This window comes from Pseudonocardia sp. CA-142604, from assembly GCF_050948475.1.
Taxonomy (GTDB): domain Bacteria; phylum Actinomycetota; class Actinomycetes; order Mycobacteriales; family Pseudonocardiaceae; genus Pseudonocardia; species Pseudonocardia alaniniphila.
Map to the genome: position 1 here is coordinate 9,231,099 of NZ_CP192045.1, position 13,824 is coordinate 9,244,922.

At 70.0% G+C, this 13,824-nt stretch carries 11 protein-coding genes and 1 pseudogene; 6 read left to right on the forward strand and 6 right to left on the reverse strand.

What is annotated here, in order from left to right; all coding sequences use genetic code 11:
• Positions 1-434: 434 nt before the first annotated feature.
• On the forward strand, positions 435-2,252 hold the full coding sequence (locus tag ACQPZQ_RS42075) for a DUF222 domain-containing protein (protein ID WP_433290054.1): 1,818 nt from the start codon (positions 435-437) through the stop codon (positions 2,250-2,252).
• Between the two features lie 1,153 nt (positions 2,253-3,405).
• On the opposite strand, the gene ACQPZQ_RS42080 is transcribed toward ACQPZQ_RS42075, so the two are convergent.
• Entirely contained in the window at positions 3,406-4,212 is an 807-nt protein-coding gene (locus tag ACQPZQ_RS42080; RefSeq protein WP_433290055.1) for a FadR/GntR family transcriptional regulator, read from the reverse strand.
• 103 nt (positions 4,213-4,315) lie between these two features.
• On the opposite strand from ACQPZQ_RS42080, the gene ACQPZQ_RS42085 reads away from it, so the two are divergent.
• The 5 genes from ACQPZQ_RS42085 (at position 4,316) to ACQPZQ_RS42105 (ending at position 9,935) form a co-directional block, all read left to right on the forward strand.
• The gene (locus ACQPZQ_RS42085) at positions 4,316-5,386 is read left to right on the forward strand and encodes an ABC transporter ATP-binding protein (protein ID WP_433290056.1); all 1,071 of its coding nucleotides are present in this window, start codon (positions 4,316-4,318) and stop codon (positions 5,384-5,386) included.
• Positions 5,387-5,474: 88 nt separating this feature from the next.
• Complete coding sequence (locus tag ACQPZQ_RS42090) at positions 5,475-6,677, forward strand: extracellular solute-binding protein (protein WP_433290057.1); 1,203 nt, start codon at positions 5,475-5,477, stop codon at positions 6,675-6,677.
• Positions 6,678-6,773: 96 nt separating this feature from the next.
• Positions 6,774-7,640 (forward strand): ABC transporter permease, encoded by an 867-nt coding sequence (locus ACQPZQ_RS42095; protein WP_433290058.1) that lies wholly within the window; start codon positions 6,774-6,776, stop codon positions 7,638-7,640.
• A 13-nt stretch (positions 7,641-7,653) separates the two neighbouring features.
• Positions 7,654-8,457 carry an ABC transporter permease gene (locus tag ACQPZQ_RS42100; RefSeq protein ID WP_379660302.1) on the forward strand — a complete coding sequence of 268 codons (804 nt, stop codon included), beginning with the start codon at positions 7,654-7,656 and terminating at the stop codon, positions 8,455-8,457.
• Positions 8,458-8,501: 44 nt separating this feature from the next.
• Positions 8,502-9,935, forward strand: a complete 1,434-nt coding sequence (locus ACQPZQ_RS42105; RefSeq protein WP_433290059.1) for an aminobutyraldehyde dehydrogenase — start codon at positions 8,502-8,504, stop codon at positions 9,933-9,935.
• A 21-nt stretch (positions 9,936-9,956) separates the two neighbouring features.
• On the opposite strand, the gene ACQPZQ_RS42110 is transcribed toward ACQPZQ_RS42105, so the two are convergent.
• From ACQPZQ_RS42110 to ACQPZQ_RS42130, 5 genes and pseudogenes are all read right to left on the reverse strand, one after another.
• Complete coding sequence (locus tag ACQPZQ_RS42110) at positions 9,957-11,129, reverse strand: S8 family serine peptidase (RefSeq protein WP_433290060.1); 1,173 nt, start codon at positions 11,127-11,129, stop codon at positions 9,957-9,959.
• Positions 11,130-11,289: 160 nt separating this feature from the next.
• Positions 11,290-11,649 carry a GntR family transcriptional regulator gene (locus ACQPZQ_RS42115; RefSeq protein ID WP_241040227.1) on the reverse strand — a complete coding sequence of 120 codons (360 nt, stop codon included), beginning with the start codon at positions 11,647-11,649 and terminating at the stop codon, positions 11,290-11,292.
• Positions 11,643-12,635 carry a hypothetical protein gene (locus ACQPZQ_RS42120; protein WP_433290061.1) on the reverse strand — a complete coding sequence of 331 codons (993 nt, stop codon included), beginning with the start codon at positions 12,633-12,635 and terminating at the stop codon, positions 11,643-11,645. Before ACQPZQ_RS42120 ends, ACQPZQ_RS42115 begins: the two co-directional genes overlap by 7 nt.
• 83 nt (positions 12,636-12,718) lie before the next feature.
• Positions 12,719-13,312, reverse strand: coding sequence for a TOBE domain-containing protein (locus ACQPZQ_RS42125; protein WP_433299649.1), 594 nt, complete (start codon positions 13,310-13,312; stop codon positions 12,719-12,721).
• Positions 13,313-13,351: 39 nt separating this feature from the next.
• Positions 13,352-13,822: pseudogene (locus ACQPZQ_RS42130) on the reverse strand (ATP-binding cassette domain-containing protein); the annotation flags it as partial.
• Positions 13,823-13,824 lie beyond the last annotated feature (2 nt).

Genomic DNA, 13,824 nt, shown 5'->3' on the forward strand with positions numbered 1-13,824 from the left:
CGGCTGATGATGGGTCTGGGCCGAGCGCGGCGAGCACGAGCTGGGGCAGCGCCGTGCGCGTGGCTCGGCACCGCGCAGACGGAATAGCCCGCAGACCGTGCCGCGGCTGACCGGTCGCGGATGCCGAAAATCGCGGGGTCACGCTCGAGCCGGTCGACATCAGCGAGCGGCCGGCAGGTCGGGCGTCCAGCCGCCTCCGTCGACCGACGGTCGCCCGGTCCACTCGGAGCGGGGAGGCATGCGCGGGGCGACTGGCGACGGATCCCACTCGCGCAAGCAGCGGACAACAACCCGTTCCTGGTCGACATCGAACTGCGCCACGGCAGCGCCTCGGCTCCAGTCGCATCGACCGGTCTCGCCAACCGTCCGCCCGACTGGCCCGTCGATGGCACGGCGGGAGGGAATTGTCGGTGCCCGCGACTAGACTCGAACGCATGTTCGAAAATAGTGGTGTGGAGACTGCGCCCGACCCGCAGACCACACCGCTGTCCTGGTCCGGGTACACCCCCGACGGAATCATGACCATGCTCCTGGCCCAGGCCGAGCCGACCTCCGATCGGTTCGAACTGCTGGAACGGATCGGGGGCTGGGAGAAGATCATCGCCTGGGCCCAAGCACGCCAGTACGAGGAGATCACCCAGTTCGTCGCCACCGCCGAAACCGCTCCTCCGCTGGGGCTGAACCAGGTGCAGGCGGTGGAGTCCGCGCACGCCGAGGTCGCCTTGATGCTGCGGCTCTCCCCGGGTGGCGCCGCGTGGCGAGTCGGTGAGGCCCGACAGTTGGTCGACGAGTTCCCGGCCACGTTCGCCGCCCTGCACGCCGGGGCCATCACCCTGACCAAGGCGCGGATCATCACCGACGGCTGCGCCGACCTCGACCCCGCCGCGGCGGCAGCGGTCGAACAAAAGGTGCTGCCGCGAGCCCCGGAGCAGACCAACGGCCAACTGCGCGCCGCGGTCCGACGCGCCGTCCTGCGCGTCGACTCCGAGGCTGCGCTGCGGCGGCGGGAACGCAAACGCCGCGAACGCGGGGTGGTGCTCTACCCGGAACGCGACGGCATGGCCACCCTCTCCGCGACCCTGCCCGCGGCCGAGGCGGTGGGCACCTTCGCCGTACTGGATCAACACGCCCGCGGCTGCGGCAGCACCGACGAACGACCGATGGCCGCCCGACGCGCCGACGCCCTGGTCGATCTGGTGCTGCGCGAGACCGGATTCTGCAGCAACGCCAGCCAACAGGTGGCGGCGAAGAGCGCCGACACCCCGCGACCAGGCTCGCAGAGCGGGACGGACTCCGACGCAACCCCGGCAACGACCCCGATCCCTGCCGCGACCGTCGCGAGCGGCTCCATCCCGGGCACAGCCCACTCCCGCCATGCCACCTCGACCGCCGCCAGGACCCGCGCAGCCACACCCGAGACCACGACAGCAGCCGCAACCACGACCACCGCCGGCGCTGTTCCACAGCCCGCCACCGCGACGAGCACCGCGTCGACCACTCCCACATCTGCCCTCGGGCCCACCGAAACCAAGCGGAGTGGCGTCGGGGCAGCTGACACCCAGACAACCGCTGCCCACACCCCAACCGACACCACCCCCACAACCCCGGCCAGCTCCCTGGACGACAGCCTCCCGATCACCGAGTCGGGCTCGCCGATACCGGGATCGGAGCGGCTACCCGGAGTCGCACCCGACGGCGGGGTGCCCGCGGTGACCAACAAGGTGTCGGTGCAGATCCGGGTCACCGTCCCGTTCGACACCCTGCGTGGAACCAGCAACGAACCCGGCGAACTCGCCGGCTATGGCCCCATCCCCGCCGAACACGCCCGAGAACTCGCCGCCGATCCCGACAGCGTCTGGCGCCGACTGGTCACCGACCCCCTCAGTGGCGCCCTGCTCGACTACGGCACCACCCGCTACCGACCACCACCACACCTGACCGAACACCTCATCGCCCGCCACCAGCACTGCCAACACCCCGGCTGCCGCGTACCCGCACACCTGTGCGACCTCGACCACAACCAGCCCTACAACCCCACCAACAACCAAGGCCCCACCTCAGCCGCCAACCTCGGACCCAAATGCCGGCCACACCACCGACTGAAGGGCTACCCCGGGTGGAGCGTCACCCAATACGTCGACGGGTCGATCGTCTGGACCACACCCAGCGGCCACACCTACCGAGTCGACCCACCACCACTCACCGAACCCCGCCCCACCACGGCAACCGACGATGAACCACCACCGTTCTGAGCGCCCGTCCTGCCCGTGGCCATCGGGTCGGTCAGCGCCTCCGGGTCGCTACCCGGCGGCCGTCGGCCTTCGCCAGGCACTCCGGTGTTCGCCGAGGCTGATCGCGGCTACGCCGATCCTGGCGAGACGCTGCGCGCGCGTCGGGCGCCGGAAGGAGCAGCGGGCGTGGCGCTGCTCGTCGATCGTCCGACGCCGACCCGCGCCCTCCGCCACCGCACCCCAGAGCAACGACGGCCCTCGGGCCTCCCGCCCGGCCGCGACCGACGGAACGGCGGCCACAGGCCGACGACTGGGCGTTCCTACAGGAGGCGAGCAGTCATATCGATCAGAGCGGATCAACCTCTCGTACAGATCAGTTGGGACAAGCGTGCGTCTTGGCCTAATCGGCCGAACAGGGCTGAACCGAACAGCGGATCATGATCGACTCCGTTCAGCAGAGCGCTTCCGGTCCGCCGCACGTGGCGTCGAGTCGGCGGCCGAGCCAACCCTGTCGAGCGAGGAGACTGCTGCCCGACCGCTCGGCGCGCGATCGACGCGTCTGCCGCCGATATCGCGGCCGATAGTCCGATGATCACCGGAAACGGCCCACCCGACGTCGTGTCACTAAGTACTGACACGACGGATGAAAGCTTGTTCGGCTCGGGGGGAATGTATCAGGAAAGGAATATTCAGACCTACAAAAAATGTGTACGGGAAATATTCTCCAAATGCGACCGTTGTCGACCCGGGCGGACGACAGAAGGCTTGTTGAATATCTCATCGAGAAGGCCTGTCGCCGAGAATTGAAATTCGACCACAGATCCCATCAGAAGCCCGAACGCCGGTGCGGTGCAACGTTTTCGCACGCCCGTTCCGCCCGGCACCGCATGCCCGGGGCAGCCCGGTCACCCGCCGGGGACGGTTCACCAGCCCAGCCGGGTCATCCCCCGCTCTCGCGCGGAGCCAGACACTGTCCGACCAGCGAGGCCGGACCCGACCAGTAGCGAACCGGGCACCCCCAGGACCGAGACGGCCGGCCCGGATCGGCGCGGTACAGGCGTGCACCCGCGACCCGGGACGGGGAGCGCTGCCCAGCCAGGCGACGCAGGTCGACGGCAACGAACGCTGTCGCACAGCTACGGAACCCCGGTTGACCAGCCCCTGAACGAGATCGTCACCAGGCACGCTCCTCGGCCGCCGTGCCGGCCTGCGCATCCTCGTCCTCGTCCTCCGCCAGCAGCGTGAGCTGGAGGGCGATGGCCCGGGCCAGCGCGGCGTAGACGTGGGCAACCGCGTGGGATCGGGCGCGTGTGCCGTCCCCCGCGGCTACGGCGGCGAGGATCTCGCGGTGGCGCCGCAGCACCTCGGCGCGGTCGGCGTCGCTGGAGGTGGCCAGCCACAACAGGGGCCCCACCTCGGACTGCAGGCTGATCGTCGCGCGGGTGAGGCGCGGTGACTGCGCTGCGGCTGCCAGCTCCACCTGGAAGCGAAACTCGGCCCGGCGCCGCGCGGCGGCGTGGGTGGCGCACTCCAGGTCCGAAACGGCAGCAGTGATCAACGCCACCTCCTGCTCACCGGCGCGGTAGGCCGCGAGCAGGGCGCTCGTGCCGCTGATCGCCACGTAGTGGTCTGCCAGGTCACGCAGCTCCGACGGGCTCACCTCGCGCAACCGGTCGCGGAGGAGGTCCGAGGCCTCGCCACGAACGTCCCGCACGAAGCTCCCGCCGCCGCGGCCCCGGCGGGTGACGACCAGACCTTGTTCACGCAGCGTCGTCAGCGCTTCCCGAATGGTCACCGGGGAGACCCCGAAGGATTCAGCGAGGTCACTCTCGCTGGGCAGGTGCTCGTCGGGGAGGAGCAGACCGAGGCGGATACCCTCCGACAGCCGACGCACTACCGCGTCGGCACGCTTACTGACCTCGAGGGGGGCGAAGACCCCAGCTTTACCTCCCACCGTCAGCGTTGGCCTGTCCCTGCGCACCCGTCCCATCTCCTCTGTGCGTCGGAGAGACCAGACTGACACAGCATTTGACTCAAAACATATAAACTCATAAGTTATCCTCGAATATCACTCGGAGGGGTGCGTGCCGTCTGTCGCTCGATCCGTCCCGGTCACGCCGCAGCAGCACACCGGCGAGATTCCGGCGATCTCCCTGCGCGGTGTCCGCAAGGAGTTCTCAGGTGGAGTGGTCGCGGTCCACGACCTGGACCTCGACATCGCCGAGGGTGAGTTCGTCACGCTGCTAGGCCCGTCGGGCTCCGGGAAGACCACGGTTCTACGTCTGATCGCCGGCTTCGAGCAGCCCACGGCCGGCACGGTGCTGCTGCGCAATCGCGACGTCACGGCGGCTCCGCCGTTCGACCGCGATGTGCACACCGTGTTCCAGGACTACGCGCTGTTCCCGCACCTGTCGGTGCTGCGGAACGTCGAGTACCCCCTGCGGATCGCACGTGTCCCGCGGGCCGAGCGCCGGGAGCGCGCGCTCGCTGCGCTGGCCACCGTGCGCCTGGAGGGGCTGGAGGACCGCAACCCCACGGCGCTCTCCGGCGGGCAGCGTCAGCGGGTCGCCCTGGCCCGCGCACTGGTCGACCGGCCAGCGGTCCTGCTGCTCGACGAGCCGCTCGGCGCGCTCGACCTGAAGCTGCGCGAGCAGATGCAGATCGAGCTCAAGGAGATCCAGCGCTCCTCCGGCATCACGTTCGTGTTCGTCACGCACGACCAGGACGAGGCATTGACCCTGGCCGACCGCACGATCGTCTTCTCGGAAGGTCGCGTGGCGCAGTCCGGGTCCCCGCAGGAGGTCTACGAACGGCCGACGTCGTCGTTCGTCGCCGGGTTCGTCGGCACCTCGAACGTCCTGGCCGGGGAGGCCGCCGAGTCGGTGCTCGGCCGTGATGGCAGTTGGAGCATCCGGCCGGAGAAGATCAGCGTCGCCCCCGCCGACACCCCGGCCGTCCCGGATCGGACGAGCGCTGACGGAGTCGTCGAAGAGCTCGTCTACACCGGGGCCACCACACGTTGCGTCGTCGCCCTCGAAGCCGGTGGGGTGCTGTCCGCCCTGCTGCTCAACGGGGGTGCGGACGGGCAGCCGCTCAGCCGCGGCCAGGCAGTCCGGCTCTCGTGGAAGCCGGAGCACGAGGTCCGTCTCATGTGAGCCACCTCGGGGGAAGTGTGCCCCGGGGGATAACGAGTCGCGCCGTCGCCCGACCGCGCTGCTGAGAGAACGGGAGAGAGAGATCCATATGAGATGTCAGACAGCGCTGCGCACAGTCGCGCTGGTCGGAGCCCTCGGGCTGGCACTCGCCGCGTGCGGCAGCAGTGAGGACACTGCTCCGGTTCTGGACGACTCCCCGCCGGAGGCCACCGCCTACGCCGGTCCCGTCGGTCAGGGCGAGGGGGCGCTGTCCGTGCTGGCGTGGCCGGGCTATGCCGAGGACGGGTCCACCGACCCGGCCGTCGACTGGGTCACCCCGTTCGAGCAGGCCACCGGTTGCCAGGTGTCGGTCAAGACGTTCGCCACCTCGGCCGAGGCCGTGCAGCTGTTCTCCACGGGCGAGTACGACGTGGTCTCGGCGTCCGGTGACGCGTCGCTGCGGCTCGTCTACGGCGACCGCGTGCAGCCGATCAACACCGACCTGGTCCCCAACTACGCCGACATCCTGCCCGACCTGAAGAACAAGCCCTGGAACACCGTTGCCGGGAAGAGCTACGGCATCCCGCACGGCCGTGGGGCGAACCTGCTGCTCTACAACCTCGCCACGCACCCCACCCCGCCCACCTCGTGGGCGGACATGTGGGAGCCCGGCTCGCCGGCGGCAGGCAAGCTCAGCGCCTACGGTGACGCGATCTACATCGCCGACGCCGCCGTCTACCTGATGGCCAAGCGTCCGGAGCTGGGGATCAAGAACCCCTACGCTCTCGACCAGACGCAGTTCGACGCCGCGATCGCGCTGCTGCGCCAGCAGAAGCCGATGCTGAGCGAGTACTGGGGCGACTACGTGAAGCAGGGCCAGGGCCTCGCTTCCGGCACCCTGTCGGAGGGGATGGGCTGGCAGCTCACCGCGAACCTGGCCAACACCGACGCCACCACGGTGGGCACCACCAAGCCCGTCGAGGGAGCAACCGGCTGGTCGGACACGTGGATGATCAAGAAGAACACCGAGCACATCAACTGCGCGTACCAGTGGCTGAACCACATCGTCTCCCCCGAGGCGAACGCGCAGGTCGCTGAGTACTTCGGTGAGGCCCCGGCCAACACGAAGTCCTGCGCGCTGACCAAGAACCCGGACCACTGCACCCAGTACCACGCGCAGGAGACGGGCTTCTGGGACAACGTCTACTACTGGACGACCCCCATCGAGCAGTGCATCGACGGTCGCCGGGACGTGGAGTGCATCGGCTACGACGACTGGGTCCGTGCCTGGACCGAGCTCCAGAACAGCTGAGCCAGCACCACAGATCGACACCCGCGGCCGGGTGTGACTCACCACGGTGGGTCGCACCCGGCCGTACCTCGCATCGTGGAGGAGATCTTGTCCAGCGTGACAAGCACCCCGGCGCCGCCCGCCCTGTCGCGGCGCCTGCAGGCGGTGCTGCACCGTCGACCGGTCCTTCGCCTCACCGGTCTGCTCACGCCCGCGCTCGTCTGGCTCGTCCTCTTGTACATCGCGCCGCTGGCCCTGCTGCTGGCCACGGCCTTCTTCAGCACCAACAGCTTCACCGGGCGGATCGAGTACGAGTTCTCCACCGACAACGTCGTCGACGTCCTGACCACGCCGGAGTACCTGCTCACCGCTCTGCGCACGGTGGGGGTGGCGGTGGGCGTCACGCTGCTCTGCGTCGTGCTCGCACTCCCGCTGGCGGCCTACATGGCGCTCGTGGCACGTCCGCGCTCGCGCCCGGTGCTGGTGGCGCTCGTGCTGACCCCGCTGTGGGCGTCCTACCTGGTCAAGATCTACGCGTGGCGCATGCTGCTCGTGCCGGAGGGCGGTCTCCTCGGCTCGCTGAGCCCGGGCTACGGCTGGATCGCCGTGATCGTGACCCTCACCTACCTCTGGCTGCCCTACATGGTGCTGCCGGTGTACGCGGGGATCAGCTCGATGCGCGGCTCGTTCCTCGAGGCCACCGCGGATCTCGGCGCCCGCCCGTGGACGTCCTTCCGCACCGTGATGCTGCCGCTGCTCGCGCCGTCGATCGCCGCAGGCTCGGTGTTCACGTTCTCGTTGTCGCTCGGCGACTACATCACGGTGCAGACCGTCGGCGGCACCCATCAGATGCTGGGCAACATGGTCTACTCGACCTTCTCGGTCGATCTTCCGTTCGCCGCAGCCGTGGCCATCCTGCCGCTGATCGTGATGGCGGCCTACCTGCTGACGATCCGGCGCACCGGCGCCCTGTCCCGGCTCTAGGAGGGCGGCATCCGTGATCCTCTCCACCCCGGCCCGCTGGCTGCTGCGCGCGGCCGCCGCCGGCGTCCTGACGTTCGTCTACGTGCCGCTGCTGCTGGTGATCCTCAACTCGTTCTCGACGAGCAGGGTGTTCGCGTGGCCGCCACCGGGCCTCACCCTGCACTGGTGGCAGGTCACCGCCACCAACGACGGCGTGCGGGCGGCCCTGCTCACCTCGGTGGAAGTGGCGCTGCTGGCCACGCTCGTCGCCGTGGTCCTCGGCACCCTCGCCTCGCTGGCGCTCACCCGCTACGAGTTTTTCGGCCGCGACGCCGTGTCGCTGCTCGTGGTGCTGCCGATCGCGCTGCCGGGCATCGTCACCGGTATTGCACTGAACACGATGTTCACCCAGGTTCTGGGCGGGCTCACGTTCTTCACGCTGGTGGCGGGCCACGCCACGTTCTGCATCGTGATCGTGGTGAACAATGCCTCCGCGCGGTTGCGGCGGATGGCGGGCACGCTGGAGGAGGCCTCGATGGACCTCGGAGCCACGCCGTGGGCCACCTGGCGACACGTCACGTTCCCGGCGCTGCGTGGTGCCATCGTTGCCGGTGCCCTGCTGGCGTTCGCGCTGTCCTTCGACGAGATCATCGTCACGACGTTCACCGCGGGACCAGGCCTTCAGACGCTGCCGCTGTGGATCTTCCAGAACCTCTTCCGACCCAACCAGCTGCCGGTGGTCAACGTCGCGGCCGCGGTGCTGGTGGTGATCTCGGTGCTCCCGGTCTACCTGGCCAACCGGCTGTCCGGTGACTCCGCCGGCGCAGCGACGAAGTAAGCGCGGCTACCAAGTGAACAAACACGAAGTGAGAGGGGCCCGTCATGCAGACGTTCCACAACATCGTCGACGGTAAGCCAGCACCCGCGGCCGACGGGCGCACCCTCGACATCTCGGACCCGAAGACGGGCGAGGTGTACGCAACCTCGCCGCTCTCCGGGCCCGCCGACGTCGACACCGCTTACCGCTCTGCTCGGCGAGCCTTCGACGGGGGCTGGCGCGACACCACGCCGAGCGACCGCATGAACGCGCTGCTCGCGATGGCCGACGCCGTCCAGGCCCACGGCGAGGAGCTCGTCGAGATCGAGGCGCGCGACACGGGCAAGCCCACCGGGCTGACGCTGTCGGAGGAGATCGGCCCGATGGTCGACCAGCTCCGGTTCTTCGCCGGTGCCGCCCGGCACCTCGAGGGCCGCTCCACGGGCGAGTACATGGAGGGTCATTCCTCGTCGATCCGACGGGAACCGCTCGGGGTGATCGGCTCGATCACGCCGTGGAACTACCCGATGATGATGGCGATCTGGAAGATCGGCCCGGCGATCGCCGCGGGCAACACCATGGTGCTCAAGCCGTCGGACACCACTCCGGCCAGCACGGTCCGGCTCGGTGAGCTGTTCTCCGAGGCGCTCCCTCCCGGCGTGCTCAACGTCGTGTGCGGCGACCGCTCCACCGGCGTCGCGATGAGCGAGCACCCGATCCCGGCCATGCTGGCGATCACGGGCAGCATCCCGGCAGGCAAGTCGGTGGCCGCCGCCGCGGCGTCCCGCGTCGCCCGGGTGCACCTCGAGCTCGGCGGCAACGCGCCGGTCATCGTGTTCGACGACGTCGACGTCAAGGCCGCCGCGGCCGACATCGCCGTGGCCGGGTTCTTCAACGCCGGTCAGGACTGCACCGCGGCCACCCGCGTGATCGCGCACGCCGACGTGGCCGACGCGCTCGCGGAGGCACTGGCCACGGAGGCAGGTGGCGTCCTGTTCTCCCGTGACGAGCAGCCCGGCGCCGAGGACCTCTTCATCCCGCCGCTGAACAACCCGGACCAGCTCTCAAAGGTCTCGGGCCTGCTCGAGCGGGTGCCGTCGCACGCGCGGGTGCTCACGGGTGGCGCGCCGGCCGACGGCCCGGGCTGGTTCTACCCGCCGACCGTGGTGAGCGGGCTGCAGCAGGACGACGAGATCGTGCAGACCGAGGTCTTCGGCCCGGTCATCACGGTGCAGACCTTCACCGACGAGGACGAGGCCGTCGCGTTCGCCAACGGCACACCCTATGGCCTCGCGTCGAGCGTCTGGACGAGCGACCACTCCCGCACGATCCGGCTGTCGCGTGCCCTGGACTTCGGCTGCGTCTGGGTCAACTGCCACATCCCGCTGGTCGCGGAGATGCCGCACGGTGGGTTCAAGGAGTCCGGCTACGGCAAGGACCTGTCGGGGTACTCGCTCGAGGACTACACCCGCATCAAGCACGTCATGAGCAAGTACTGAGCAGGTCCAGCAGCTGACTCGTCACAGGCCGCCCGTGTAGAGCAGGAGGTTCGGGGTGCCATCCGCGCCGCCGCCGTCGATGACGCCCGGCGTCGCGCTGCCCACGATCCACTGCTCCACGGTGCTGCTGGGCGCGTCACCGTAGGTCTGCTTGTAGAGGGCCGCCACCCCGGCGGCGTGCGGCGCGGCCATCGACGTGCCCGTGTAGGACGCCGTGCCGCCGCCGGGGAAGGTCGACCTGATAGCTGTGCCCGGGGCATAGAGGTCCACACAGTCTCCTGTGGAGGACCTCGGTCCCCGCTCGTCGTCGATGGTCGAGTTCGCCACGACCAGCACACCCCGCGATGCGCGCGGCGCCGACCCGCAGTCGTTCGAACCGGAGTTGCCCGCGGACGAGGCCACGAAGACGCCTCTGTTGACGAGTTCCGTCACCGCTGACGTGAGCACATCCGACTGGCCGTAGCTCCACGACATCACCGCGACGGACGGGCCCCGGTGGTCCCTGGCCACGTAGTCGATACCCGCGAGCAGGGACGACAAGGAGCCCGAGCCACTGCAGTCGAGCACCTTGACCGAGCGCAACTGGGCCTCCTTGGCCACCCCGTAGTGGTAGGAGCCTGCGATGCCCGCCACCACGGTGCCGTGGCCGTCGCAGTCGCCGTTGACGTCGTCGGCAGAGTTCAGCCCAGCCGTGGCCCTCCCGGTGAACTCGGGATGGGTCGTGTCGATGCCGGTGTCCAACACGTAGATCGTCACGCCTGCGCCCGTCGCCCGCGTGGTGAATCGGCCGTCGAGTGGGAGCCCGCGCTGGTCGATGCGGTCGAGCCCCCAGTTGGGCGGGCTGTCCTGGACGCCTTCGAGCGCCTTCAGTCCACGGAGGGCTCGCGGCACGAGCACGTCCAGTCTGCGGTCCTGTTCGAAGCCGACCACGCCGGGCAGCGCGCCGAGCCGTTGGACCTGGGCCTGATCGAGGCCGGCGGCGAAGCCGGCGAACGTCTGGTCGAACGTGACCGTCGGCCGGACGCCGAGCGCACCGGCGACGGCCGCCGTGTCGGCCGCGGAGCGGGTGTGCACCACGTACTCGACAGTCCGGGGCGACTCGACGAGCGCCTCCGCGCTCCCGGGGCTCACGAACGCACCGAGGAGCGCGAGTGCGGTCGCCACCGGGGCGATCCACGTGGGCAGGCGCGTCACGTGGAGCGACGCTACGGATACAGCAACTTTGGGAACAGAGACACGATAGGGTCGTAAGTTACGGATGTGACGGTTGTGCGTTGCACTGCGTCATCCGTGACTACGCAGAGCAGCGGATGACCGGCGGATCCGGCCCCACGACGGATCCGCCGGCCCATCGCTATCCCTGTTGGAACGCGCTCCGGACGAGCCCCAACACGTCCTGCTCACCGAGACCCATGCTGCGGGCGAGATCCACCAGCTCGGCCGCACGTTCGGCGATCCTGGCCTGGCCGCTCGTCGCCGCCGAGGTGAGCACCGCGCCGCGACCCCGGCGCAGATCCACCAGCCCCTCGTCCCGCAGGCGCTGGTAGCCGCGCAGCACTGTGTGCAGGTTGATGCCCAACGACTCGGCGACCTCCCGGGCCGGCGGTAGCTTCTCTCCCGCCACAACCTGCCCATCGGCGATCGCCCGCCGCACCGAGGCGGCCACCTGGTCGCCCAGCGGTACGGCGGACGTCGGGTCGATGCGGATCAGCAACGGTCGTCGCCCGCTGTCTCGCGCCGCCGGTCCAGCTGGGTGTTCACCAGGCCCGCAGCCGTCGCCGCGCCGGGGACGGTGACGATGAACCAGTGTCCGTTCGACGTCTGCAGCCGCAGCACGTCCCCACTGACGCTCGCCCGGTAGCCGGAGAGCTGCGGGGTGTGGAACACGCCGTAGGTCCCGCGAGGCAGGGCGCGGGGGTCGAGCGTGCCCGCCGTCGCCTCGACGAGGTGCCGGGTCTCCACTCCGAGCATGACCCGCCCGAGCAGCGGCTGGACGACCCGGACACCCTGCTCGTCGACACGGACACGGACCCAGGACTGCCACGCCGCCGCGAGCGCGGCCAACACCGAGAAGGTGGCGACCAGGTAGCTGGTTCCGGTGGCGAACTGCCACACGGCCAGCACGACCCAGAAGAGCGTCCACGCGAGACTGCGCCGGGAGAACACCGAGCGCGTGAACAGGGCGCGCTCCCCACCCGAGAGCTGAAGACGTGGAGCACCGGGCCGAGGACCGGTCGCTGCGTCCGGCTGCTCCGGGTCGGGACCCATCGCCCACCATGCGACGAGCCCCACGACCACGAGCACGGGCACGACGACCAGCGGCGAGGCCCAGGCGGGCTCGGGCCGTGCGGGCAGGCCCGCGAGATCCACATTGCGCAGGACGAACTGGAGCACGTAGCCGGCGATCAGCACCGACGCAACCCATGTGCTCACACCGATCCACCGTTGCGCCGTCGGAATCCGGCGACGGCCGTACAGCCAGGCTCCACCCCAGATCATCGCGGCGACCGACCATCCGACGCTCACCCCGAGCATGTGGCCCCAGGACGTCGAGTCCCCGAATCCGCCCGTCCCGTACGCCTGGGCCGGAAGCCGATGGGCGAGCGCGGCGTACACGCCCACCACAACTGCAGCGGCTACCACGGGCGGCACGAGCGTGACCGTCGCGCGCCGGTACGTCCCCCCGAACTGACCAGCCATGATTCCCCCTCCACGTGACTTGTTCGCAAACAACTATAACAAGTCACGGACCATGAGGGGAGATGGTTCAACGAACCTGGAGATCAGTCGGCCGCGTGGATCGCAACCTCGGCGGCCTTGACCGCGAACCACAGCTCCGCTCCCGGCTCGACGGCGAGATCGGCCACCGCCGCGGGCGTCACGTCGGCAGCGAGCCCGTCCACCCAGTGCGGGCCGCCGGGTGCCGCGTTGGCGCGCAGCCGCACCATGTCGCCGCGCGGCTCGATCGCCGCCAGGCGCACCGGCACGACATTGCGCGGGCTTCCGCGAGGCCGATCCGCGAAGACCGCCACCGCCGAGGGCGGGAACACCGCAACCGCGGGCTCGCCGGTGACGGGAACCTCTCCGTCCCGACCGGACATGCCCGACACGACCAAGCCGTCGGCCGTCAGCAGCCCCTCGGGGCACGCCGTGCCCGGCACGAGGTCCAGGCCGGCGATCCGCGCCGTGAACGCGCTTCGCGGGCGGGCGAGCACGTCCCGGACGGGGCCCTCCTCCACCACACGACCCTGGGTCAGCACCACGACGTGATCGGCCAGCACGAGTGCGTCGAGCGCCGAGTGGGTGACCAGGACGGCGGTCTGCTTGGGGCGGTTCGCCCGTTCACCGCGCAGCATCTGGCGCAACAGCGAGCGCATCGCCGGAGTCGCGTCGACGTCGAGTGCTGCCAGTGGCTCGTCGAGCAGCAGAAGGCCCGGGTCCGGCGCCAGGGCGCGCGCCAGCGCCACGCGCTGCTGCTGACCGCCCGACATCCGGGCGGGTTTCCGGTCGGCCAGCTCCACCACGCCGACCGCTTCGAGCAGCTCGCGGGCCCGCGCCTCCGCCTCGCGGCGCGGTACGCCGTGTGCCCGGGGGCCGAAGGCGACGTTCCCGACGGCCGTCAGGTGCGGGAAGAGCAGGGCCTGTTGTGCCAGCAACCCCACTCCGCGCTGGTGGGGCGGCACGAGCACCTGTGCTGCCGCATCGGTCATCAGCTCGTCCCCGACCCGGACGTGCCCCTCGTCCGGGCGCAACAGGCCGGCCAGCACCCCGAGCAGCGTCGACTTGCCCGACCCGTTGGGGCCGAGCACCGCCAGCACCTCCCCCGGCTCGGCATGGAGGGCCACGTCGAGGGTGAACGCCGCGCGTCGCACGACGACGCGCGCGTCGA

What these genes read in the sequence shown, in the direction of transcription:
- ACQPZQ_RS42075 (WP_433290054.1), top strand. Translation starts at nt 435, where the DNA reads ATGTTCGAAAATAGTGGTGTGGAGACTGCGCCCGACCCGCAGACCACA.
- ACQPZQ_RS42090 (WP_433290057.1), top strand. Translation starts at nt 5,475, where the DNA reads ATGAGATGTCAGACAGCGCTGCGCACAGTCGCGCTGGTCGGAGCCCTC.
- ACQPZQ_RS42105 (WP_433290059.1), top strand. Translation starts at nt 8,502, where the DNA reads ATGCAGACGTTCCACAACATCGTCGACGGTAAGCCAGCACCCGCGGCC.
- ACQPZQ_RS42120 (WP_433290061.1), bottom strand. Translation starts at nt 12,635, where the DNA reads ATGGCTGGTCAGTTCGGGGGGACGTACCGGCGCGCGACGGTCACGCTC.
- ACQPZQ_RS42125 (WP_433299649.1), bottom strand. Translation starts at nt 13,312, where the DNA reads ATGCGCTCGCTGTTGCGCCAGATGCTGCGCGGTGAACGGGCGAACCGC.